This is a genomic window from Maridesulfovibrio sp. FT414, from assembly GCF_050916235.1.
Classification (GTDB): domain Bacteria; phylum Desulfobacterota; class Desulfovibrionia; order Desulfovibrionales; family Desulfovibrionaceae; genus Maridesulfovibrio.
The window spans coordinates 1,649,017-1,672,217 of sequence record NZ_CP104854.1 but is presented as its reverse complement, the minus strand read 5'-3'; the positions used below and the strand labels follow the sequence as shown (position 1 = coordinate 1,672,217).

Here is a 23,201-nt window from a genome sequence, read left to right as displayed (position 1 = left end):
GTGAATAAAATTGCGGCTTTTACCGCTCAGGACAAAGGATAATCTATTCCATGTTTAATTTCATTGTTTCCAAAATTTTCGGTTCGCGAAATGAAAGATTCATTAAAAAACTCAAGCCGCAGATTGACCTGATCAATTCTCTGGAACCTGAAATGGAAAAGCTCACCGACGAGCAGTTCCCGCAGAGAATAGCCGAGCTGAAAGAGGAAGTTGCCGGGGGCAAATCCCTTGATGATATGCTGCCGGAGGTTTTCGCCCTTGTCCGCGAGGCCGGAAAGCGTTCTCTGGGCATGCGTCATTATGATGTGCAGATGGTCGGTGGAATGGTGCTCCACGGGGGCCGTATCGCCGAGATGAAGACCGGTGAAGGTAAAACCCTTGTGGCTACCCTTCCGGCAGTTCTCAACGCCATTTCAGGCAAGGGAGTGCATCTCATCACCGTTAACGACTACCTTGCCCGCCGCGACTCCGAATGGATGGGCAGGCTGTACAATTTTCTTGGTCTGACTGTAGGTGTCATTGTCCATGGGTTGACCGATCAGCAGCGGCAGGAAGCCTACGGCTGCGATATCACCTACGGAACAAACAATGAATTCGGGTTCGACTACCTGCGCGACAATATGAAGTTCTACAAGGAGCAACTGGTCCAGCGTGAACTCAATTACGCCATTGTCGACGAAGTTGACTCCATCCTTATCGACGAAGCCCGTACCCCGTTGATCATCTCCGGTGCATCCGAAGACGCCACTTCCATGTACGGAAGGGTCAACTCCATTATCCCTCTGCTGAAAAAAGGTGAGGACTTCGAACTGGATGAAAAGGGACGTTCCATCACCATGACCGATGACGGTGTCATCAAGTGCGAGCAGATCCTCGGAATCGACAACCTCTACGATTCACAGCACATTTCATTCCAGCATCATATCATGCAGGGCATCAAGGCCCACCACCTGTTCTCCCGCGATGTCGATTATATCGTGAAGGACGGACAGGTTGTCATCGTAGACGAATTCACCGGCCGTCTCATGCCCGGCAGGCGTTTTTCCGACGGTCTGCATCAGGCCCTTGAAGCCAAGGAAGGCGTGAAGGTCGAGTCCGAAAACCAGACTCTGGCCTCAATCACCTTCCAGAACTATTTCCGCATGTATAACAAACTGTCCGGGATGACCGGTACCGCGGATACAGAGTCCGTGGAATTCGCCCAGATCTATAACCTGGAAGTAATTGTTATCCCCACCAACTCCCAGATGGTCCGTAAGGATTTCCCGGATTCCATCTACAAGACCCAGCGCGAGAAATATAACGCAATCGCCGATGATATTGCCGCAAAATACAAGGCCGGCCAGCCTGTTCTGGTCGGTACGGTTTCAATTGAGAAGTCGGAGCTTGTTTCCGGCCTGCTCAAGCAGCGCAAGATCCCGCACAACGTTCTGAACGCCAAGCATCATGAGATGGAAGCGCAGATCGTTGCCGAAGCCGGACAGAAGGGGCACGTGACCATTGCCACCAACATGGCCGGTCGTGGTACCGACATCGTGCTCGGCGAGGGAGTGAAGGATCTCGGCGGCCTGCACATCATCGGCACCGAGCGTCATGAATCACGGCGTATCGACAACCAGCTCCGCGGACGTTCCGGCCGTCAGGGAGACCCGGGTTCCACCCGTTTCTACCTTGCCCTTGATGATGACCTGATGCGTCTGTTCGGTTCCGAGCGTATCGCCGGTATCATGGACAAGCTGGGCATGGAAGAAGGGGAGCCTATTGAGAACGGCATGGTCACCAAGGCCATTGAGAATTCCCAGAAGAAGGTCGAAGGGCATAACTTCGAAATCCGCAAGCAGCTCCTTGATTACGACAACGTAATGAACCAGCAGCGCGAGGTTATCTACACCCTGCGCCGTGAAGTCATGTACTCCGAAGACATGGCTGAAATGATTTCCGAGTTCATTGAAGATCTCTTTGACGACTGTTTCTTCCCTGTGGAAGAAGCCAAGGGCAAACCCCTTGATCCTGAAACCGAGGAGATGGTCCGAGTTCGTCTTGATGAACTCTTCGGCTTCAGCCGCAATGCCGAGTTCAAGGATCATCTTCCGACCCGCGAGCAGGCCGAGAAATGGGTCGGAGAGATTCTGGACGTTCTCAGGAACAGTGCCGGTGATCATTTCCACGAAATCCAGCGTTACTTTGTTCTGGAAGCCCTAGACCGCAACTGGAAGGAACACCTGCTTAACATGGACCACCTGCGCGAGGGTATCGGCCTGCGCGGTTACGGTCAGAAGGACCCCAAGCACGAGTACAAGCGTGAAGGGTTTGAGCTGTTCCGCGAAATGCTTGATCGCATCAAGGAAAATACTGTTCGTGCCCTCTGCCATCTGCGTATTGAAACTGAAGTCCGCGAGGAAGAGTTCCAGCATAAGGATAAGCAGCAGGAAGAACTGGAATATTCGGATGCGGATGAGTCGGAATCCAAGAAAAAGCCTGTACGCCGCAACGAGCCCAAGACTGGCCGTAATGATCCCTGTCCTTGCGGCAGCGGCAAGAAATTCAAGAAATGCTGCGGAAAATAGCCGTTTGAATAAATGTCAGAAACAAAGCCCGCCGGATATTTTCGGCGGGCTTTGTTTTTCTGTTTGAAAGATACAGTCAGGCTTGAATGAGATGCATGATCCCGGAGAGAGCCAACGCAGGCTCTCCCCAGGGTAAACACGGATTAGAATTTTTCGAAATCACCATCGGAGAAATCGGCATCCATGTTCAAAGCAACTCCGGATGACGATTTACTGGTCTTTTTGGCTGGGGCCGGGAGCGAGGATGGTTTGGAAGGCTTGCGGGTGCTCGGGGGCAGTGCATGTCTTCTCGGCGCTGCCATATCGCTTACCTGGAAGAAGCTCATTACCTGCTGTAACTGTTCTGCCTGGCTGGAGAGCTCTTCAGAAGTGGAGGCCATTTCCTCGGAGGCAGAAGCGTTCTGCTGAGTTACCTGATCAAGCTGCTGTACTGCCTTGTTGATCTGTTCTGCTCCGCTCAGTTGTTCCGTACTGCTTGCGGTGATTTCCTGCACCAGTTCTGCTGTACGTTTTATGTCCGGTACGAGCAGGCTGAGCATTTCTCCGGCCTTTTCGGCAACAGTGACCGTGCTTGATGACAGGTCCCCGATTTCGCGGGCCGCTTCACCGCTTCGTTCAGCCAGTTTGCGAACCTCGGCGGCGACAACGGCGAAGCCTTTGCCGTGTTCTCCGGCCCTTGCAGCTTCAATAGCCGCGTTAAGGGCAAGCAGGTTGGTCTGGCGGGCGATCTCTTCAATGATGGAGATCTTTTCGGCAATGTTTTTCATGGCGTCCACTGCCTTGATGACCGCTACGCCGCTGTCTTCGGCCTGTTGAGAGGACTTTACCGCGATCTGCTCGGTCTGCTGCGCGTTGTCGGCATTCTGCCTTATATTGGCGGTCATCTGTTCAATGGAGGAGGATACTTCTTCAACATTTGCAGCCTGTTCAGTTGAAGACTGAGAGAGGCTTTCGGCCGTGGCTGAAAGTTCTTCACTTCCAGAAGCCACGTTTTCGGACGAGCTGCCTACTTCAGCCACGACTTCCGAGAGTCTGTGAACCATTTCGTTGAGGGCTGTGGCAAGGGTTCCGACTTCGTCTTTCTGATCTATTTCAAGAGTCTGGGTGAAATCCCCGCGTGACATGCGCTGGGCAAAGTTCACACCCATGAGAATGGGACCGGTGATGGCTTTGCTCAGTATAACTGCGGTCAGCAAGCCGATGACCAATGCGATAATAGCGCCTACAACAAGAACAGTGTTTGAGAACTCCATATTGGACAACATCTTCTGTTTCTGATCGGCACGGGCATCCCTGCACTGGCGGTCTGCTGCTCTTGCTGCCTCAACCATTCCCTGCTCTGCTTTGACCTGTTCCGCCATAAGCGAAGTGTATTTGGTGAAATTGGTCTGGTAGCTGAGGATGGTTTTGAAAACACCATCCACTTGGGCAATGTTGGCCGGATTGGAAAAGCGCGATTTCAGGTTTTGTAGCAATTCAGAGATGTTTTTCACATCCTTCTCGACCATTTCCGTGTACTTGGGATCTGACGAGATGATGTATTCTTTTTCATTCTTGCGAACTGTAATAAACCATTTGATAGCACGGTTGGCATCATCGGCCTTGGCGAGCTTGTCATTTATGCCAGCCTGCCCTTTGCTGTAGACTTCACCTATTTTGCCTACCTCTCCAAGCTGGACCGCTTTGGTGATCTCGGATTTGGTATTGTTCATTATGCTTTCAAGCTGAGCTTTCTGGGCAGAACGGATTTTTTCCAGTTCTCCGAGGACCGAGCGGGCTTCAGCACGCATCATTTCCATTGTTTTCTTGCGTTCACCGACAAGGTTTACATACCTTTTGAATGTCTGCTCGTAACTGTTTACCGCCTTGCCCAGTTCGTTCATCTGGTTGTGGTTATTCTGCTGGGTGAACTTTTTGTCAGTGGCTGTAACCTGAGATTTAAGAGATGTAAGAAGTTCTTCATGTTTTTGCAGATAAGATGGATCAGCACGAAGTATGTAATTTTTTTCCTGCATTCGCACTTCAAGAATCATCCTGACCATGCGGTTGACATCGTCAGCCTTGATGACACGTTCCTGAATGCCACTCATGCCGCTAAATCCGACGAAAGCCATAACTGCCGTGAGAAGTATCATCAGGGCAAAGCTGATGCCCAGCTTCAATCCCAGTTTCAGATTTTTAAACATGATTGGCCCCCCATATGTTTATATGTAATAAAGTAAATAAATTTGCTACTTCGTGTTGTAACATAAAGAACAAAGGACATGGAAGAGAATTAAGGATAAATATTTAGGTTTTGAGTGTCATTCATGATGGCAGGCCATTAAAATTCACGGCAGGCTGAAAATAACCGTTGATTGTGGAAACCATGATGTGTAGAGAGCTCTTTTCCATCATGTCGGGCGGGCGGAAGCCACCGGCAGAGACTTAATTATCCTAAAAAGCAGGAGGGCATATGCTCGCCATATTTTTTCAGACATATCTTAAGATGTTTTTCATCCTAACACCATTCTTCGCCATATCAGCGTTTATTTCGCTCACACAGGAAATGAGCCCTGCCGAAAGAAGAAAGACAGCTCTTAAGGTTACGCTGGCGGTTATAATCATATCTGTGGTTCTCTATCTGTATGGAAGGTACATTTTTGAATTGTTCGGGATTACCCTTGATGCCTTCAGGATCGGGGCCGGTGCTGTTCTGTTCCTTTCTGCATTGAACATGGTCAGCGGAGCAGGCAAGAACTTTGAAGCCGGCAAGGAAGATGATGATATTGCGGTTGTGCCTCTTGCCATGCCCATTATCGTCGGCCCTGGGACCATCGGGGCCCTTTTGGTCATGGGCTCTACTGTTTCGGGTTATTCGGACATGATTCTGGCTTGTTCGGCGGTTGTTGCCGCTGTATTAACCGTGGGAATTCTGTTATTCGTTTCATCGGGCCTCAAGCGTCTTCTGGGAAGAAGGGGCCTTAACATCATGAGCCGTCTGACCGGACTGTTTGTTGCGTCCATTGCGGCCCAGATCTTTTTTACCGGATTGCGAAATTTCATGTTGAACTAGTTCACCGTACACGGAGGTCTTTCTTATGTCAGGTTCCAAGCAGCTTACGGACAGGTTTTTGGTTGCACTCTTTAGACGTGGAAAGGCTGATTTTCTGCCTGCGTCCTATTTGAAGGCCGAGGGGGACAAGGTCCTTGCTCGTGGAGAGTCGGACCGGCTTCCTGAACTTCTGGCGGGATTTGTTGAGGAAGGAATCTGTGAGGAAAGGGGCGGCGAGTTCCGACTGATCAAGGATCCGTTCGCTTAGATCTTATTTTGAATGGCAAAAAAGCCCTGTGACATGATTCGTGTCACAGGGCTTTTCTTATAAATTCAGACTATTCCGTACTCGTCAATCGATCGGAATGAATGAGCAGTCCATCTGTTTATTCGCGTCCACTTTGACAATTGCCACGCAGGGAGGCCTGTCGTCACGGGGAGAGGTCAGACTGCCGGGGTTGAGCATCTGTACGCCGGAAACTACTGACCAATCCTGAATATGGGTATGACCATAGCAGACAAGATTGTATTCCGGGCCGAATGAATTTGCTACATTCAAAGAAACCTGTGAGCGACTCCCCCAGCCGTGGGCAATGCCGATGTTCAGTCCGTTGTATGCTACGGTCTGCAGTGTCTGAACGTATTCGCTCAGTTTCCATTCATCACAATTGCCCAGTGCAGCATGGAAGTTTGGATGCTGGCAGAAAAACTGCCATACGGAAAAAGAAACCATATCTCCGCAATGAAGCAGCAGATCCGCATCTGCCAGATAAGTATTAAAAACCTCCGTGAGCCTTCTGTCGGGCTCACGGAGGTGTGTGTCAGATATAACTGCTATTTTCACTTAAATTACTTCTGAGGCACTGCGTCCGGATTTGTGGTCATTTTCGGAGCAGGACGTTCCGGGTCTTGCCTGGAATCCTCAACCTGCTTGGCGCGATAGCTCAGGTAGGCATCGCGAAGTCCCAGATAGGGATCGATGGATGCATCCTTGAGGGATTCGTACTCGCCGATGTGGAAGGATAGCTTGTTGATCTGGTTGTAGGCACCGGCTGAAACGGAGTAGTACCAGGGAATGCCGAACCACCAGAAGGGGTTGAGCACAAAGGTGTCGATACCAACACCGACTGCATCACGCACAGTTGAGGGGCCAAGAAAAGGTATTACAACGTACGGACCGTTGGGGATGCCCCAAACTCCGAAGGTCTGCCCCATATCCTCGTCACCCATGTACAGAGGCATTGTGGACTGTGCTTCCCCGGCCACGTTGCCGAGTCCGCCCATGCCGACAATGGAGTTGGCTATGAATTTGGATGTCTCGGCCCCGGCAGTGTAGAATTTGGCCTGAAGAAGGCAGCTGGCGAGACGTACGGGGTAGAGCATGTTCTGGAAAAAGTTGTTGGCCCAGGTTCTGGGGCGCAACGGAACTGCCCACATGTAGCCCTTGGTTACGGGCTTCATTACATTGAAGTACATGTAGTCGTTAAAGTCGAACATGGCCCTGTTGAACCCCTGCCACGGATCATCGGCATGGGCCTTGTCGTCATGCTCAGAATCGCCCCAGAGGTCTTCACTGAATTCATCATATTTTTCAGGGTTGTTCTCGACTTCACCTATGACAGCAGCACCCACCTGTGCAACAACGATGGGTTCGCCGTTATCCTGAGAACGCACCTGTGACGGAAACGAAAGCAGGATGAAGGTCAGTACTATGAAGGCCAGAAGGGCGGTTGAGTAGTTTCTGGTCATGACGTCGCCTTAAGCTACTGCTGCGGTGCAGCAGGTGTTTTTTTCTGGTTTTTCAGTTCATTGCATTTGTTTTCAAGCCGGGAAAAGAGTTCCTTCTTGGTGGCCTCAAAACGCTCGGGAGTGCTGGTGTCAAGAATTCCCGCGAACTGGGTCTTGTAGTTCTTTACCAGGCTGATTCCTTCGATTTTTACATCGTATACGTCCCACTCGCCGTTTTCAAGTTTCATGCGGTAAAAAACCGGAATATCATTCTGAGCGGAAAGAAGACGGGTATCGACCTGAGCATAATCGCCTTTGACAATTGTTTCCTTGTCAAAGGCCACTTTTTCACCGGAGTATTCTTCAATACGTCCGAGATAGGTCTGTTCGAGCAGATCGGTGAAAAGTTCCACGAACTGTGTGCGTTCTTCAGGGGTGAAATCGAGCCATGGGCGTCCGATAGACCGTTTGGACAGTTCTTCAAAATTGAAAAAATCCTTTATGGTCGCACGAACCTTGGCGGTCTTTTCAGCGATTTTTTCTGGATGTCCCTTGTACTGGGGATCATTGAGTATTTCTATCACGCTTTGAATGCCCCCACGGAGTCGGACCATGGGAGAGTTTTCAGCGGATGCAAAGCCGGCCCCTACGCTGATGCACAGGAGAAAGACGATTACGGATATGGATATGATACGTTTCATTATAAAAACCGATTATAATTAATGTTGAGTTTTTTAGACCTTGCCAAAAACATACTTGCTAATCAAGTCTTCAATGTCGATGGCAGACTCTGTTTCGATTATAATACCACCGGGTTCAATGGGGTCTCCAACTCCTCCGGGGGTGATCTTCACATACTTGTCCCCGATCAGACCGCTGGTTTTTACTGACGCAATGGCATCGTCAAGCAGTTCGATCCGCTTTTCGATGCTGAGGGTAAGTACAGCCTTCTGGTTCTTGAGATCAAGCTCTATTTTGTCCACGAAGCCGATAGGAACCCCCATCATTTCAACGGGGGACTTTTCGCGCAGTCCGGTGACATCGTTGAAGCTGGCTTTGACATGGTAGTGCGAGTCGGAAAACATCTGTACATCACCGAGCTTGATACTCATGTAAACAATGGCCAAAAGGCCCAGGAATACAAATACTCCGACCGCTGTTTCTTTAGGATATTTCTTCATGCCGCAATCCGTCTTCAATTAATTTCTATTGAGGTCGCCAATGTATCTGGCGCAGTCCAGTTTCATTACCGAGGGGTCAAGAGGAGCCATGGTCAGTCTGGGGCTCTGTCTTTCCTCTCCCTGCCGGTCGAGGAATTGTCGCAGGTACGGGTCCGCGGTTGCCATAAGCTCGTCTTTGGACCCTTCGAAAAGAGTTCTGCCTTCACCGAGAACAACAACGTAGTCCGCAATGGTCTGCATGCTGACCAGATCATGACTGACCACTACAATGGTCATATCAAACCGTTCCTTCAGTTCAAGGAGCAGTCCGTCCAGTTCTGCGGAGTTGATCGGGTCAAGCCCGGAAGTAGGCTCGTCGCAGAACAGAATGTCCGGGTCCATGACCATGGCACGGGCCAGTCCCGCTCTTTTGCGCATGCCGCCGGACAGTTCGTTGGGATAATAGTCCATAAAGTCCTCAAGGCCGACGAGGCTCAGTTTGGACTTCACAACCTTAAAAATATCGTCCTGCTTCAGCCGGGTGTGCTCGCGCAACGGCAGGGCTACATTGTCAAACAGGGTCAGGGCACCCAGCAGAGCTCCGTCCTGAAAGAGAACTCCGATGCGCTGCTTAAGGCACCTGAACGCCTTGCGCTTGAGTTCATATATATTGTGTTTACCGAGAAAGACCGCACCGCTGATGGGGGTGTTCAGCTTGAGTATGTTCTTTAGCAGAGTGGATTTACCGCATCCGGAACGTCCCAGAATGACGGAAATCCCTCCCCCGGGGAGGGTCGCGTTTATGTCCTTTACCACCACGGTTCTGTCATAGCCGATGGTAAGGTTTTCAATGCGTATATCAGGTGCTTTTGAATTCACTTGCGGCCCCTAGAAAAGCAGTGAGGTCATTATGTAGTCGGAAACAAGAACCATTACACAGGACATTACAACCGCGGTTGTTGTTGCCTGACTTACCCCTTCCGGACCTTTTCCGTCCTTGCGGAAATGGGTGAAATAACCCTGAAAACAGCAGACTGTGCAGACCAGCACAGCAAAAACAAGCGATTTTTCAAATCCCACGGAGATATCTTCCCATGACAGTGATGTATGGACCCGGTGGAAGTAGACACCTGAATTACCGCCCAGAAGTGCCACGCCGGTCAGATAGCCACCGAATATCCCGATCAGGTCAAAGAGCGCGGTCAGGATGGGAAATGAAATCAAGGAGGCCAGAATTTTAGGGCTGACCAGGTAGCTCATGGGGTTTATATCCATGAGTTCCAATGCATCTATCTGCTCGGAGATGCGCATGACCCCTATTTCAGCTGTCATTGAAGAACCGGCGCGACCGGTGAGCATGATGGCGGTTAGTACCGGGCCAAGCTCCCTGACCAGCGACAAGGCCACTGCTGCACCGAGGAATCCTTCTGATCCGAATTTGGATAGGGCGTAATATGTCTGCAGTCCAATGACCATACCGGTGAAGATGCCTATAAGGCCGATAACCGTTATGGATTTTACTCCGATGAAATAAAGCTCTTTCACTGTCTTGGAAAAGATTCCAAGCGAACTGAAAACGTGAAGAATTCCCTGGAAAAGGAAAATACACATGGCTCCGGCTTCCCCGATAATGCCGAGCATTATTTTCCCTATGAGGGAGAGAGGTTGTGCGAGCCTGTTTTCAGTTGTTGTCTGTGTCATGTCTGTCTTCTAGTAAAGTTAATAATATTGAAGTGCTATCTGCGTTTTATTCCATCCGGAAGGATTCAAGGTGCCTTCTTATCATAATGAGGCGGAAAATAAAAGCATAAGCCGCTAGGATACAGCGTTTTCAAACAGGATTAATGTGCATAGCATTTGAGGCTAATCTTCATCATCAAGCCCGTTCTTGTTTTCCCACCAGCTTGGGGGCGGTCCCAGGTACCACCAGTCTTTGTGATCAGTTTCGGATATCTTATCGGCCAGTTTTCTTCCTTCTTCAGTGCGCAATCGCTTTAAAGCTGAATCAAGCCATTTTCCGGCGTAAGGGTTGCCCATATCCATCTCTTCCTTGAGGTTGAGGATGAAATCGATCTGGTCGGCGTCCTGTGCCAGTTTGGATTCGAGTGTATCACACTCCTCAAGTTCTTCCCAGTGGGGGTAGATCTTGTCTTCAAGTCCAGTCCCGGAAAGGGTGTGCCGCAGGGAGCGATCGCGATAGCTGCGGTTATAGATCCTGTTGACATAGTTGAAGTCGCCGGTTCTGGCCTCGTGCAAATCATGGAATAAACACATGAATACGGTTCTGGCCATGTCCGCTCCGGCCATATCTGCCAGAACATAGCCGAGAACGGCAACTCTGTACGAGTGATCGGCTACTGATTCAGAACCTGTTCCTAGAAACTGGTATCCTGTCCGGGGAGTTTTCCTGAGCATGCCGACTTCAAAGAGGAAGTCGGCAAGTCTGGTCATCCTGTCACGGTTCTTTAGGTTTTTCATCATATTAAAATCTGAGTTGTGGTCGAGATAAACGAGTCAGGTCAGGACCTGTAATCGGCATTGATGCGGATGTATTCATTGGTCAGGTCAGAAGCCTTGAGCATTGAGGTTCCATCGCCGTCACCCAGAGTGATGATGACGTCGATGTCCTGTTTGCGCATGATCGGTTCGAGCAGCGCATCAAGGTCTCCTGCTACCGGCTTGCCCTTTTCAAAGACAACCACCTTACCGAAGCTCAAGGTCAGTTTTTCAGGGTCGAATTCTGCTCCGCTGCGTCCGGCTGCGGCGACAATGCGTCCCCAGTTGGGGTCTTCGCCGAAAAGAGCTGTTTTGACCAGCGGCGAATTGCCTACGGCCCGGACGATCAGTTCTGCATCGGCATCAGAAGCCGCACCGGATACACTGATGGTCATGACCTTGGTTCCGCCCTCGGCATCCTGAACGATCATGTAGGAAAGCTGTTGGCAGATATCGAGAAGCAGTGCTTCAATTGCGCTGTCGTCATTAGCATTTTCAGCCTGTGCTCCGGACGCGCCGTTGGCAAAGGCCATGACTGTATCGTTGGTGCTGGTATCGCCGTCAACGGTGATGCAGTTGAAGCTTTTGTCAACGCATCTGCGAAGGGCCTGTTTCCACCAGTCCGCGTCTACTCCTGCATCGCAGAATACAAAGCCGAGCATGGTGGCCATGTTCGGAGAGATCATGCCTGCGCCTTTGCACATACCCAGCATCCTGACGGTCTTTCCTGCAACAATGGTTTCGCCCCAGGCTATTTTGGGGAATTTGTCTGTGGTCATGATGGCCTTTGCGGCCTTGATCGGGTCATCCTTGCCCACGCGTTCGGCAATTTTCGGGGCGGCTGCTCTCCATTTATCCATGTTGAAGCGGGGGCCGATTACACCGGTGGATGCCGGGAGCAGATCACGTGCTTCAATGCCCAGCTCTGCGGATAAGAGTTCAAGGGTTTCACGGCAGTCAGCCACTCCTTCTGCGCCTGTACAGGCATTGGCAAACCCGGCGTTGATAACTGTTCCGCGAACCGTGCTGGATTCATCAAGAATTGCCTTGCCCACAAGCACCGGGGCGGCCTGAAATTTATTTGTAGTGAAAACGGCAGCGGCAGTGGCAGGGGTGTCGCTGATGATCAGGGCGAGGTCTTCACGTCCTTTATACCGGAATCCAGCATCAAGGCTGGCAAATTTGTATCCTTTGGGTGTGGGAAGCATTGCTTTTACCTCTTGTTTTCAAAAAGCGCCCGGATGAAATCAGAGCGTGGTTTGTATTTGTTACTCGGTTGATTAAATCGTCGCAACACAAAATAAATGATTAAAACAAAACTCTTCTGCCTGTTACAAAAAAAGGGTCTGCCCGGAAGGACAGACCCTGTAATTCATCATTCAAGCCGAAGCTTACTGGTTCAGGATGTCCGGACGTACAATATCTATTTTTGCCTTGGATCGCAGTTCACCAAGGAAAGAGCTGAACAGTTCATTGGCACGCTGCTGCTGCAGAGCGTTCATGATCATATCCTTCTGAGCTGCCCAAGCTTCCTCGTTGGGGGGAAGACGGTCATCAAGACGGGCAACGATAAAGCCTCCGGGCAGTTCGAACGGCTGTGCAAGCCACTGGTCTTTTTCGGCTGCAAAGGCAGCCTCTGCAAGACGCTGGTTCATACCCAGTCCTGGAACAAAACCGTCACGGCCGAAGGGCTCGGAGGTCTTGAGGTCTTTTTTGACGACCTTCATTGCATCAGCTTCAGTGGCCTTGTTTGCAAGCTGGGTAGCAAGGGCAAGAGCCTTCGCCTGAGCAAGGGTCATCGCCTGCTTCTGGTTCAGGAAGTTTCTGATGTCTTCCTTCACGTCGGCGAGGGGGCTGACGGTAGCGGGAATGTCCTCGATCTTTTCTGCGAGGATGTATCCGCCGTCAACAGCTATGGGCATATCGGTCAAGCTGCCCTTGGGCAGGTCGATGATTGTCTTGGCGGCTCCTTCAGTCATGCCGAATGCACGGGTAAGGTTCTGCAGGGTTGCCTGCTCGCTCTTCTTGACAGCTACAGCAATTTCATCTGCAAGCTTATCCATTTTCATGCCGGAAGCACCAAGGTCAACGGCGTGGTCAAGCTTGTCGCCGATGGAACCGGAAGCCTTTTCTTCTGCAATGGCGGTTCTTATTTCAGCCTTGACCTGTTCGAAATCCTTCTGACCGGCTTCCCTTATGTCATCAACTTTGATGATATGCCAACCGAAGCGGGTGCGGACCGGTTCGCTGATCTGTCCCTTTTTGAGAGCGAAAGCTGCCTCTTCAAAGGGCTTAACCATAGCGCCGCGACCGAACCAGCCGAGTTCTCCGCCTTTAGGCCCACTGGGGCCTTCAGAGTATTTCTCAGCAAGCTTGGCAAAGTCTTCGCCTGATTTTGCCTTGGCGAGGATCTTTTTGATTTCCTTTTCAGCCTTGGCTACGTCGGCATCAGAAGCGTTTTCATCAACCATGATCAGGATGTGGCGGGCCTTGACCTGCTCTTCCTGTTTATAGTTGTCCTTGTGGGCTTCGTAGTAGCTCTTTGTCTCTTCGGGAGTTACTTCTTCGTAAGCGGACATTTCTTCAGGAGTGAAGGAAATGTACTTGATGACAGCACGGGCCGGGACAGTGAACTTGTCCGGATTGGCCTTGTAGAATTCATCTACCTGCGCGTCACTGATTTTTACCATATCGACAAAGTCTGCACCGGACACATAGAAGTAGTCGATCTGAACTTTTTCAGAAGCAGTGTCAAACAGTTCGCGTGCTTCCTTTTCGGTCGGTTTGACCGGGAGAGTAACGTACTGCTGAAGCTTCTGGATCAGGCTGCTGTTACGGATGTCATTTTCAAAGGTTGCAGCAGACATCTGACGTGAACGCAGGAAATTGTTGTAGCGCGCAATGTCGAATTTTCCATCTTCACCGGCAAATGCGGGTATGGTGCTGATGGAATAGGAAAGTTCACTGTTGGAAACAGCAATACCGAGCTTTCTTGCTTCGGCTTCAAGGAGCTTCTGGCTGACCATCTGGCCGAGCACAGCTTTCTTGAATTCGGGAGACTGGAGCTGGTCGGCGTCGATGCCGGGGTTCTGTGCACGCATGGCTTCTGCGGTCTCGCGGTATACCTGGATGAATTCCTGAGTGGGGATGGGATCATCATTTACATATGCGATAACAGGATCAGTGTTGCCGTTGAATCCGCTCATTCCAAAAGCGAATACAAAGACAATGATGATGATTGCGAACAGGATTTTAATACCCCAGTTCTGGGCATTTTGGCGCAGAATGTCCATCATGGCTTCTTCATTCTCCGTTTGCAGCCTTGCTGCGTTCATGGTTTCTCATATTTGTCTGCAGCAGGGCACCCGTGATGAACCGGATGCCCTGCAGCCTCATTTACATTTGCTTGCCTACATAATTGAGCAGGCCGCCGGCTTTGATAATAGCCAGCTCTTTTTCCGAGAGGTCGTTTGTGACCTTGATTTCCAGGCCATCGACTGTTTTGACTGCAGCTTCACCGCCGGGGATGATGGAAGTGGTGTCGATGGTCAGGGAACTGCCCTCGGAAAGTCTTTCGTAATCGCTCTTGTCAGATAGTACAAGGGGTAGAATGCCGAAATTGATAAGGTTTGCACGATGAATACGTGCAAGTGACTTTACGATGACCGCAACAACGCCGAGATGACGGGGGCCAAGAGCTGCGTGTTCACGGCTGGAACCCTGTCCGTAGTTTTCTCCGCCGAGGATTATTCCGCTGTCGGCTGCCTTCATGCGGCCGACAAATCCTGCATCCACCCGGCTGAATATGTATTCGCTGATTGCCGGGATGTTGGAACGCAGTGCAGTGATCTGCGCACCTGCGGGCAGGATGTGGTCGGTGGTGATGTCGTCGCCGACCTTGAGGCGTATTTCCGAAGAGATTGTGTCAGGCATTGCGGAAAAGGATTCCAGCGGAACAATGTTCGGGCCGCGTACAATCTCAACTCCTGTTCTGTCTTCCGGGGGGAAGATGAACAGGTTGCGGATGGAGGGTACTTCTGCCGGGAAGTCGATCTTGGCCGGCGGGGTTCCCCATGTCGCGGGGTCGGTGAATTCACCAGCAAGTGCGAGCTTGGCAGCTGTCTGGGGGCTGGCCAGATATACCTGGGCATCCTGGGTTCCGCTGCGGCCTTCAAAGTTGCGGTTGAAGGTACGCACGCTCACTCCGGCGGAAGTAGGGGAACCGCCCATGCCGATGCAGGGGCCGCAGGTACATTCGAGCAGTCTTGCGCCGGAATCAAGGAAGTTGGCGATGAGCCCGTCGGATGCAAGCATCTTGAGAACCTGCTTGGAGCCGGGGGAGATCATCAGGTCCACACCTGCGGGGAGCTGCTGTCCTTCAAGGATCATGGCAGTTGTTTTCAGGTCGGAGTAGGAAGAGTTGGTACAGGAACCGATGGCACACTGGTTGACCTTGAGGCCTGCGAGTGATTTTACGGAAACCACGCGGTCAGGCATGTGCGGCTGTGCAACCAGAGGTTCAAGCTCGGAAAGGTTGATCACGACGGTTTCTGCGTAAACCGCATCTTCATCAGCGATCAGTTCAGTCCAGTCCTCTTCGCGGCCCATGGCCTTGAGAAACTCACGGGTGTTTTCATCACTGGGGAAAATAGAGGTGGTTGCACCCAGTTCGGCACCCATGTTGGTGATAACTGCGCGTTCGGGAACGGTAAGGTTTTTTACGCCTTCACCGCCGAATTCGAACACTTTGCCCACTCCGCCCTTGACCGTAAGCATACCCAGCAGCTGCAGGATGATGTCCTTGGCAGAAGCCCATCCGGTAAGTGCACCGGTAAGTTCTACCTTTACCACCTTGGGCATGGGAATGGAGTAGGGTTGACCGGCCATGGCCAGTGCTACGGAAAGGCCTCCGGCACCCATGGCCAGGGATCCCAGTCCGCCTGCAGTGGGGGTATGGCTGTCGGAACCGATCAGGGTCTTGCCGGGTTTGGCGAAGTTTTCAAGATGAAGCTGGTGGCAGATACCGGTGCCTGCGGGAGAAAAAACAACACCGTGTCTGGCTGCGACAGTGCGCAGGAACTGGTGGTCGTCAGGGTTGCGGAAACCCATCTGCAGGGTGTTGTGGTCCACATAGCTTACTGAAAGTTCGGTCTGGACAGTATCAATGCCCATTGCCTCGAATTGCAGGTACGCCATTGTGCCGGTTGCATCCTGAGTCAAAGTCTGATCAATACGCAGACCGATCTCTGTACCCGGTTCCATTACACCGTTCAGAAGATGTGCAGAAATAATCTTCTCAGTAATATTTAAACCCATGAGACCTCCAGATTGTGTGCTTGTGCAAGCAGATTTAAAACAAAGTGTTCAGTCAATGCGACGTGTCCCGGCTTCATAAAGTTGCCCGCTAAAGCTGTAATGAAGCCGGGTACAGTCTAATATCCTTCCATTCCGAGGCGCATTCGGTTTATTTTTCGTTGACGGGTGTCAATCTCTACTTCCAGACGTAATTTGTCCTGTTGAGATTCGAAGATTTCCTTGGCGAAAAAGATTCCTTCAGCAGGCTTTTCTCCGGCCATCAGTTCCTTAGTGCGAACCTTGCTGGCTTCCAGCTGCTTTTTGAAGTCCTCGATTTCTGCTTCGATCTCGGGAATACTAATCGATTTTGATTCTTCTTCGGGTTTTAGATTCATTTTCTTTCTTAACCTCAGGGTCTTTGAGTCCGTTGATTTCGGGCAGGCTGTTGTACAGGGTCCAATAGCGGGGCCAGAGATCGTTCATGTCGCCGGGGTTTTCAATGGATATTCCCGGACGCATCCAGGCCAGAAGGCCGAGGGCAATCCCGAAGAAGGGGGTCGGTGCATACCAGGCTTCGTCCCACTTGAGGCGGCCGGGGATGACGGTCAGCTCGTCGTCCCCGCGCTCATAGCGGATTCCGATACGTTCGAGCAGTTCAATGCCCTGTTCGAACATAACCTGATCGGCAATGTTGCTGATCCTGCATTCGCTGCGGGAATTGACAGCCAGAGCCAGGCCGACAGGGAAGAGTTCTTCGGCCTGACCGAAGTTGAAAGTCGTGTCAGCTGCGGCTTCACCCTTGCTCGCAGTGATGGATGACTTTGCGATATCAAGCTTGATTCCGCCGGATGCAAGGGTACGCACAGCATCATCGGCAATCGGGGAGCCTGCAGGCCAGGACCCGTTGATGGTGACCTCTCCACCGGCAAATGCGGGAATGGAGAGAATCGCTGCGCAAAGGGCGGGTTCAAGAGAAATTTCAGGCTGCTTCGGAAAGTCTGCGGCTGCAGCAGGTTTTACCGAAAACTCAGTGTCGGACAGTTTGGCCTTGATGCCGCAGGACTTAAGCACGGAAGTAACTTCACGGAGCAGGGATTTTCCACTCCATTCTGCATCAAAGCTTAAGGTGATGCCCTGCTGATAGGTCCAGCCTGCCAGCGCAAGGGCAGCAGCAAATTCAGCGGGAGTTTCCTCGGTCAGTTCAATGGAGGAAGCCATTCTGCCTCCGCACTCAAGGCGTGCGGGCAGACCGTGGCTTTGCAGATCGAGAGTGTTGAGCCTTGCTCCGAGCGCGGACAACAGGCCGGTAAGCGGGCGTGTGTCATACTGCTTAAGAACCGGACCGCCGGCAACTTTGAACTTGCCGGTGGTTTTAAGTCCGAAAGCAAGAATCAGGAACATGGTCATGGGATCGTCGCCGGCAAAGATGAGTTTATCTTCAAACTCAATACCTTCTCCCTGACGGGATTCAACGGCTTCGCCTTCCCATGCAAGGTGGGCTCCGGCCTGGTTGAAGGCCTTCACCAGCTCGGTAATCTGGTCATTCACGCAAAGGGGCGCAAGCGTTGCATCGGCACCGCTGGCGGCAGCCATGGCGATCCACAGTTTGGACTGGAAAAGGGAACAGGGGCCGTCGAAGGTTACACTGACCGGTCGCTGCGGGGGCGATAATATATATGTAGAGAGCTTGCGGTTTTCCGGCTTTGCTACTGCAGCATATGCGAGGTTGTTGAGCTGTTCGAAAACACGGCGTGCTGTCTTGAGGTCGAAATTCTTGCTTTTGGCTTCTGCTGACCATGTTTCAAAGATGCGTCTTTCCATATCAGGGTCGCCGAGAGGAAGTCCCTTCTGTCTTCTTTTGGATGCAGCTTTACCCATAAGGTAGTTTCTGCGGGAGACAATTGAAAGAAGACGGGCGTCCAGCTCTTTGATTTCATCAAGCAAAGACGTTCTGCGCGGTGCATCAGCACCGGAACGTTCAAATTTTTTATAATTGGGCATTTTTGTATCCTGAAATGTAATATAGGGAAGACCGACTATCTAGCGTGATTTTCATCGATGGGCAACCCTAAATATCTATCCGCATAATAAACAGCAAACCAGCCCGAAGCATACTGAAAAAACTAAAAAAGGGAGGAAGCGTTGCCGCCTCCTCCCTGTATAAGCAAGTAGTGATACTACTTAAATTACATGGCTGCGCCGGAAGCTGCACCCTGCATTTTGACTTCAACCTTTTCGGTGAGGCCTTCGTAGTATTCACGGAGCTGAACCAGAACTTCGTCACGACCGAAGTGATCTACGATTTCAGCGCCTTCGGAAAGTGCTTTACGCAGTTTGGTACCGGAGAGGATTACGCGGTCTTCTTTGGAGTGGGGGCAGGTTCTCAGGGAAGCCATGCCGTCGCACTTGTAGCAGTAGAAGGTCCAGTCAATCTTCATGGGCTCACAAAGCAGAGCTTTGCCGGGCTCGGGGCAAACTTCGTTTGCGTAAGGAATTCTGTCAAAGATTTCCTGAGCTTCGAACAGACCGTAGAAGTCACCAACACCAGCGTGGTCACGACCGATAAGCATTTTGTTAACGCCGTAGTTCTGACGGAAGGTAGCGTGGAGCAGACCTTCACGGGGACCAGCGTAACGCATGTCGAGGGGGTAGCCGGCCTGGATTACGTTTGCTTTTACAAAGTAGTGTTCAACCAGGGTGTCGATTGCTTTTACACGTACTTCTGCAGGAATGTCACCGGGCTTCAGGTTACCGATCAGGGAGTGGATCATGCAGCCGTCACAAACTTCGATGGAGATTTTTGCCAGGAATTCGTGGGAGCGGTGCATGGGGTTACGCAGCTGCAGAGCGGAAACTGTGGACCAGCCTTTTTCTTCGAAGATCGCACGGGTTTCAGCGGGGCGCAGGTAAACGCCTTTGTACTGTTCGGGGTATTCACCTTCGGACAGAACTTTAACGGGACCGGCCAGGTTGTACTTCTTCTGAGCCATAACCATCTGTACGCCGGGGTGGTCGGCAAGAGCGGTTTTCCAGAAGATATCGTCAGCGGACTCTTCGCCTTCACCTTTGAAGACCTGGTAGCATTCCCATTTCTTGTCTTCTTCGGTCATTTCGTATTTCTCTTCGATCTTCATGGTAGCGTATACGGTACCTTTGTTCACGAGAGCAATTTCATCGCCGACTTTAACGTCTTCGTTGTCGGTGTCGAGGGTAACAGGAACGGGCCAGAAGGTGCCGTCTTCCATCAGGAATTTTTCACAAACGCCTTTCCAGTCAGCTTTACCCATGAAACCGTTCAGGGGAGAGAAACCACCACATCCCATCATGATGAGGTCGCCCTTTGCGCGGGCAGAAATTTCGATCTGGGCCAGGCCTTCGGCCTTTTTCTGTTCAGCAGCGAGTTCTGCGCCTTCGAGCAGGCAGCAAACGAGGCCTTTGCCACCGTGAGGGGCTACGAGCTTAGACATGTTTACGTCTCCTTGTAGTAATTATTTTTCAACACCTTGGCCTTTCGCAAGACCCCAGAATCTAGTCTGTGTCTGGATCTTTCCAGGTTAACGCTCCCAAAAAAGGGGGTGGTCTGCGAAACGAAAATATCTATACCAGTTGTCATGGAAAAGACAATAGAATAAATTCTTTTGCCCTTTATGCTCCATGATTCTTCAAAGGGGTTATGAATTGTTTGTGAAAGAAATGTCAAGGGTAAAGTTAAGAAGCAGTGAATTTTTTCACGATGAGTGTTCTTGAAGGGTGTAATTATGCCTACGCTAGAGTTTTTGAAGTTCATATTATTTTGTAGATGCCCGTGGCAAGGATTGGCCCGGTGGTGCGAATGCGAAGTCGGATACGGTCAAAATAAGTTGATTAAGAGATCAAAATAGCAGGTTAAAATCATGAGTTTGACTGCAGAAGTAATTGCGCAGGAGAAAATGTGCATGGGTAAGAGAGTAAAAGAATGTCTAGATAATTTTATGCTATTTTCTAGCAATAAGTTTCGTGATTATAGGCTATTAGGTCAGTTGTGAATATTGTATCACAATCTGGAAAAAAAGGCTTGCTAACAAAGGCAAGAATGAACTAAAAGCTCTTCATGATGGAACACATTCACGTTTTATGCTGCTGGCGCAAGCATTGTCTGCTTCGCGCTGTTGTATGGTAGCTGTGTTCCATGGCCGTTTATATTGAGAGTTTGAAATTGGCTTGTTCTAAATTTCACTTTCGTCTTGACACCAAGGGGCGGGCTTGTTAGTTCCTAATTTCACGAGCCTTGAACTTTAGGCAAGATTATAAATGGTTAAGGATGTCGGTGATTGATAACATTAAACCCTTTTAGGAGGACTAGGTATGCCGACCTTTGTCAATCCGGAAAAGTGTGATGGCTGTAAAGGTGGCGAAAAGACCGCCTGCATGTACATCTGCCCTAACGATCTTATGATCCTGGATCCCGAAGCAATGCGTGCTTACAACCAGGAACCCGAAGGCTGCTGGGAGTGCTACTCCTGCGTTAAAATTTGTCCCCAGGGCGCAATCGAAGCTCGCCCCTACGGTGACTTCGCACCCATGGGCGGTACTTCCATCCCCATGCGTTCCGCTGAAGACATCATGTGGACTGTTAAGTTCCGTAACGGAAACGTAAAGCGCTTCAAGTTCCCCATCCGCACCACCCCCGAAGGTTCCATCAAGCCTTATGAAGGTAAACCCGAGCCGGGCGATCTCGACAACGAACTGCTTTTCACCGAAACCGAACTGGCTCGCCCCAAAGAAGTTCTCGGTCAGAAGTTCGATGTTGCTGATGCTGACAAGACCACAGCTTGGAAGGATCTGGATTAATCACTTCTAAGAGCTGTCTTAGGTGCTTAATTCAAGTAATCTAAAACCTACTTAAGGAGGAAACATGCCTCTTCTCCCTATTAAAGAAGCTTCCAAAGGTGTTGCACTCGCAGAACCTGAGCTTATAGAAAAAGACGTTGATATTCTTCTCGTCGGTGGTGGTATGGGTAACTGCGGTGTTGCTTATGAAGCATGCCGCTGGATTGAAAAAGTTGGTGGCGACATCTCCATCATGCTGGTTGATAAAGCAGCTATGGAACGTTCCGGTGCAGTTGCACAGGGTCTGTCCGCTATCAACACCTACCTCGGTGACAACGACGCTGATGACTACGTACGCATGGTTCGTACCGACCTCATGGGCCTCGTTCGCGAAGACCTTATTTTCGACCTCGGCCGTCACGTTGACGATTCCGTACATCTCTTTGAAGAGTGGGGCCTTCCCTGCTGGATCAAAAAAGATGGCAAAAACCTCGACGGTGCTCAGGCAAAGGCTGCTGGCCTCTCCCTGCGCAACGGCGATGCTTGCGTTCGTTCCGGCCGCTGGCAGATGATGATCAACGGTGAGTCCTACAAGTGCATCGTTGCTGAAGCTGCTAAAATGGCTCTGGGCGAAGATCGTTACATGGAGCGTATCTTCATCGTTAAGATGCTGCTCGATGCTAACCAGCCCAACCGTATCGCAGGTGCTGTAGGTTTCTCCACCCGCGAAAACAAAGTATACGTATTCAAGTGCAACGCTGCTGTTGTAGCTTGTGGTGGTGCTGTTAACGTTTACCGTCCTCGCTCCACTGGTGAAGGTATGGGTCGCGCATGGTACCCCGTATGGAACGCAGGTTCCACCTACACCATGTGTGCTCAGGTTGGCGCTGAAATGACCATGATGGAAAACCGCTTCGTACCTGCTCGCTTCAAAGACGGTTACGGCCCGGTTGGTGCATGGTTCCTGCTCTTCAAAGCTAAAGCTACCAACTACAAAGGCGAAGACTACTGCGAAACCAACCGCGCAATGCTCAAGCCTTACGAAGATCGCGGCTACGCTAAAGGTCACGTTATCCCGACCTGTCTGCGTAACCACATGATGCTCCGTGAAATGCGTGAAGGCCGCGGCCCCATCTACATGGATACCGCTACCGCACTGCAGAACACCTTCAAAGAACTGACCCCCGCTGAGCAGAAGCACCTCGAGTCCGAAGCTTGGGAAGACTTCCTTGACATGTGTGTTGGTCAGGCTAACCTCTGGGCTTGTCAGAACATCGAACCTGAGAAATCCGGTTCCGAAATCATGCCCACCGAGCCTTACCTCCTCGGTTCTCACTCCGGTTGCTGCGGTATCTGGACCTCCGGTCCGGACGAAGACTGGGTTCCCGAAGATTACAAAGTTAAAGCTGACAACGGTAAAGTCTACAACCGTATGACCACCGTTAACGGGCTCTGGACCTGTGCTGACGGTGTTGGCGCTTCCGGTCACAAGTTCTCTTCTGGTTCTCACGCTGAAGGCCGTATCGTTGGTAAGCAGATGGTTCGCTGGGTTGTTGATCACAAAGACTTCAAGCCCGCTCTGAAAGAATCTGCTGCTGATCTCGCTAAAGAAATCTACCAGCCCTGGTACACCTTCGAAGCCGGTAAAGGCATCTCTACCGACCCCGTGGTTAACCCCAACTACATCACTCCCAAAAACTTCATGATGCGCCTCGTAAAGTGCACCGATGAATACGGTGGTGGTGTTGGTACCATGTACGTTACCTCCAAGTCTCTCCTGCACACCGGTTTCAAACTTCTCGAAATGCTCGAAGAAGATTCTCGCAAACTGGCTGCACGTGACCTCCACGAACTTATGCGCTGCTGGGAGCAGTTCCACAGACTGTGGACTGTTCGTCTCCACATGCAGCACATCGAATTCCGTGAAGAATCCCGTTACCCCGGATTCTACTATCGCGGAGACTTCATGGGTCTTGATGACTCCAAGTGGAAATGCTTCGTCAACTCCAAGTACGATGTTGAAAAAGGCGAAACCGTCGTCTTCAAGAAAGCATACCACCAGATCATCCCCCTCTAAGCCGGGAATGATATTCGCGGCTGCGGGCCATACGG

The 23,201-nt window shown here is 50.9% G+C and carries 19 protein-coding genes; 5 read left to right on the top strand and 14 right to left on the bottom strand.

Annotation, left to right across the window (positions count from 1 at the left end; translation table 11 throughout):
- The first annotated feature begins 50 nt into the window (after positions 1-50).
- Positions 51-2,567, top strand: a complete 2,517-nt coding sequence (gene secA / locus N7E73_RS07390) for a preprotein translocase subunit SecA (RefSeq protein WP_432738411.1) — start codon at positions 51-53, stop codon at positions 2,565-2,567.
- A 143-nt stretch (positions 2,568-2,710) separates the two neighbouring features.
- Here the strand turns inward: secA and N7E73_RS07385 are convergent, their stop codons facing one another.
- Positions 2,711-4,753 carry a HAMP domain-containing methyl-accepting chemotaxis protein gene (locus N7E73_RS07385; RefSeq protein WP_432738410.1) on the bottom strand — a complete coding sequence of 681 codons (2,043 nt, stop codon included), beginning with the start codon at positions 4,751-4,753 and terminating at the stop codon, positions 2,711-2,713.
- A 269-nt stretch (positions 4,754-5,022) separates the two neighbouring features.
- Between N7E73_RS07385 and N7E73_RS07380 the strand changes: the two genes are divergently transcribed.
- Both N7E73_RS07380 and N7E73_RS07375 read left to right on the top strand, forming a co-directional pair.
- Complete coding sequence (locus tag N7E73_RS07380) at positions 5,023-5,622, top strand: MarC family protein (RefSeq protein ID WP_432738409.1); 600 nt, start codon at positions 5,023-5,025, stop codon at positions 5,620-5,622.
- Positions 5,623-5,647: 25 nt separating this feature from the next.
- Positions 5,648-5,869 carry a hypothetical protein gene (locus N7E73_RS07375; protein WP_432738408.1) on the top strand — a complete coding sequence of 74 codons (222 nt, stop codon included), beginning with the start codon at positions 5,648-5,650 and terminating at the stop codon, positions 5,867-5,869.
- Between the two features lie 84 nt (positions 5,870-5,953).
- Here the strand turns inward: N7E73_RS07375 and N7E73_RS07370 are convergent, their stop codons facing one another.
- From N7E73_RS07370 to sat, 13 genes are all read right to left on the bottom strand, one after another.
- Positions 5,954-6,445 (bottom strand): metallophosphoesterase family protein, encoded by a 492-nt coding sequence (locus N7E73_RS07370; protein WP_432738407.1) that lies wholly within the window; start codon positions 6,443-6,445, stop codon positions 5,954-5,956.
- 5 nt (positions 6,446-6,450) lie between these two features.
- Positions 6,451-7,350 (bottom strand): MlaA family lipoprotein, encoded by a 900-nt coding sequence (locus N7E73_RS07365; protein ID WP_432738406.1) that lies wholly within the window; start codon positions 7,348-7,350, stop codon positions 6,451-6,453.
- 14 nt (positions 7,351-7,364) lie between these two features.
- Positions 7,365-8,030, bottom strand: coding sequence for an ABC transporter substrate-binding protein (locus tag N7E73_RS07360; protein WP_432738405.1), 666 nt, complete (start codon positions 8,028-8,030; stop codon positions 7,365-7,367).
- Positions 8,031-8,063: 33 nt separating this feature from the next.
- Positions 8,064-8,510, bottom strand: a complete 447-nt coding sequence (gene mlaD, locus N7E73_RS07355; protein WP_432738404.1) for an outer membrane lipid asymmetry maintenance protein MlaD — start codon at positions 8,508-8,510, stop codon at positions 8,064-8,066.
- Positions 8,511-8,528: 18 nt separating this feature from the next.
- The gene (locus tag N7E73_RS07350; RefSeq protein WP_432738403.1) at positions 8,529-9,368 is read right to left on the bottom strand and encodes an ABC transporter ATP-binding protein; all 840 of its coding nucleotides are present in this window, start codon (positions 9,366-9,368) and stop codon (positions 8,529-8,531) included.
- A 9-nt stretch (positions 9,369-9,377) separates the two neighbouring features.
- Positions 9,378-10,190, bottom strand: a complete 813-nt coding sequence (locus N7E73_RS07345; protein ID WP_432738402.1) for an MlaE family ABC transporter permease — start codon at positions 10,188-10,190, stop codon at positions 9,378-9,380.
- Between the two features lie 162 nt (positions 10,191-10,352).
- Entirely contained in the window at positions 10,353-10,970 is a 618-nt protein-coding gene (locus tag N7E73_RS07340) for an HD domain-containing protein (RefSeq protein WP_432738401.1), read from the bottom strand.
- A gap of 38 nt (positions 10,971-11,008) precedes the next feature.
- Positions 11,009-12,193: a bifunctional glutamate N-acetyltransferase/amino-acid acetyltransferase ArgJ gene (gene argJ, locus N7E73_RS07335; protein ID WP_432738400.1), complete on the bottom strand. Its 1,185-nt coding sequence runs from the start codon at positions 12,191-12,193 to the stop codon at positions 11,009-11,011.
- A 183-nt stretch (positions 12,194-12,376) separates the two neighbouring features.
- Positions 12,377-14,320, bottom strand: a complete 1,944-nt coding sequence (locus N7E73_RS07330; protein WP_432738399.1) for a peptidylprolyl isomerase — start codon at positions 14,318-14,320, stop codon at positions 12,377-12,379.
- Between the two features lie 61 nt (positions 14,321-14,381).
- Positions 14,382-16,301, bottom strand: a complete 1,920-nt coding sequence (locus tag N7E73_RS07325; protein WP_432738398.1) for an aconitate hydratase — start codon at positions 16,299-16,301, stop codon at positions 14,382-14,384.
- 116 nt (positions 16,302-16,417) lie between these two features.
- Entirely contained in the window at positions 16,418-16,675 is a 258-nt protein-coding gene (locus N7E73_RS07320) for a hypothetical protein (RefSeq protein ID WP_432738397.1), read from the bottom strand.
- Positions 16,638-18,281 (bottom strand): chorismate mutase, encoded by a 1,644-nt coding sequence (locus N7E73_RS07315; RefSeq protein ID WP_432738396.1) that lies wholly within the window; start codon positions 18,279-18,281, stop codon positions 16,638-16,640. The genes N7E73_RS07320 and N7E73_RS07315 overlap by 38 nt, the downstream gene beginning before the upstream one ends.
- 185 nt (positions 18,282-18,466) lie before the next feature.
- The gene (gene sat / locus N7E73_RS07310) at positions 18,467-19,747 is read right to left on the bottom strand and encodes a sulfate adenylyltransferase (protein ID WP_432738395.1); all 1,281 of its coding nucleotides are present in this window, start codon (positions 19,745-19,747) and stop codon (positions 18,467-18,469) included.
- 877 nt (positions 19,748-20,624) lie between these two features.
- On the opposite strand from sat, the gene aprB reads away from it, so the two are divergent.
- Entirely contained in the window at positions 20,625-21,110 is a 486-nt protein-coding gene (gene aprB, locus N7E73_RS07305; RefSeq protein WP_432738394.1) for an adenylyl-sulfate reductase subunit beta, read from the top strand.
- Between the two features lie 64 nt (positions 21,111-21,174).
- Positions 21,175-23,166, top strand: coding sequence for an adenylyl-sulfate reductase subunit alpha (aprA, locus tag N7E73_RS07300; RefSeq protein WP_432738393.1), 1,992 nt, complete (start codon positions 21,175-21,177; stop codon positions 23,164-23,166).
- Positions 23,167-23,201: the final 35 nt, after the last annotated feature.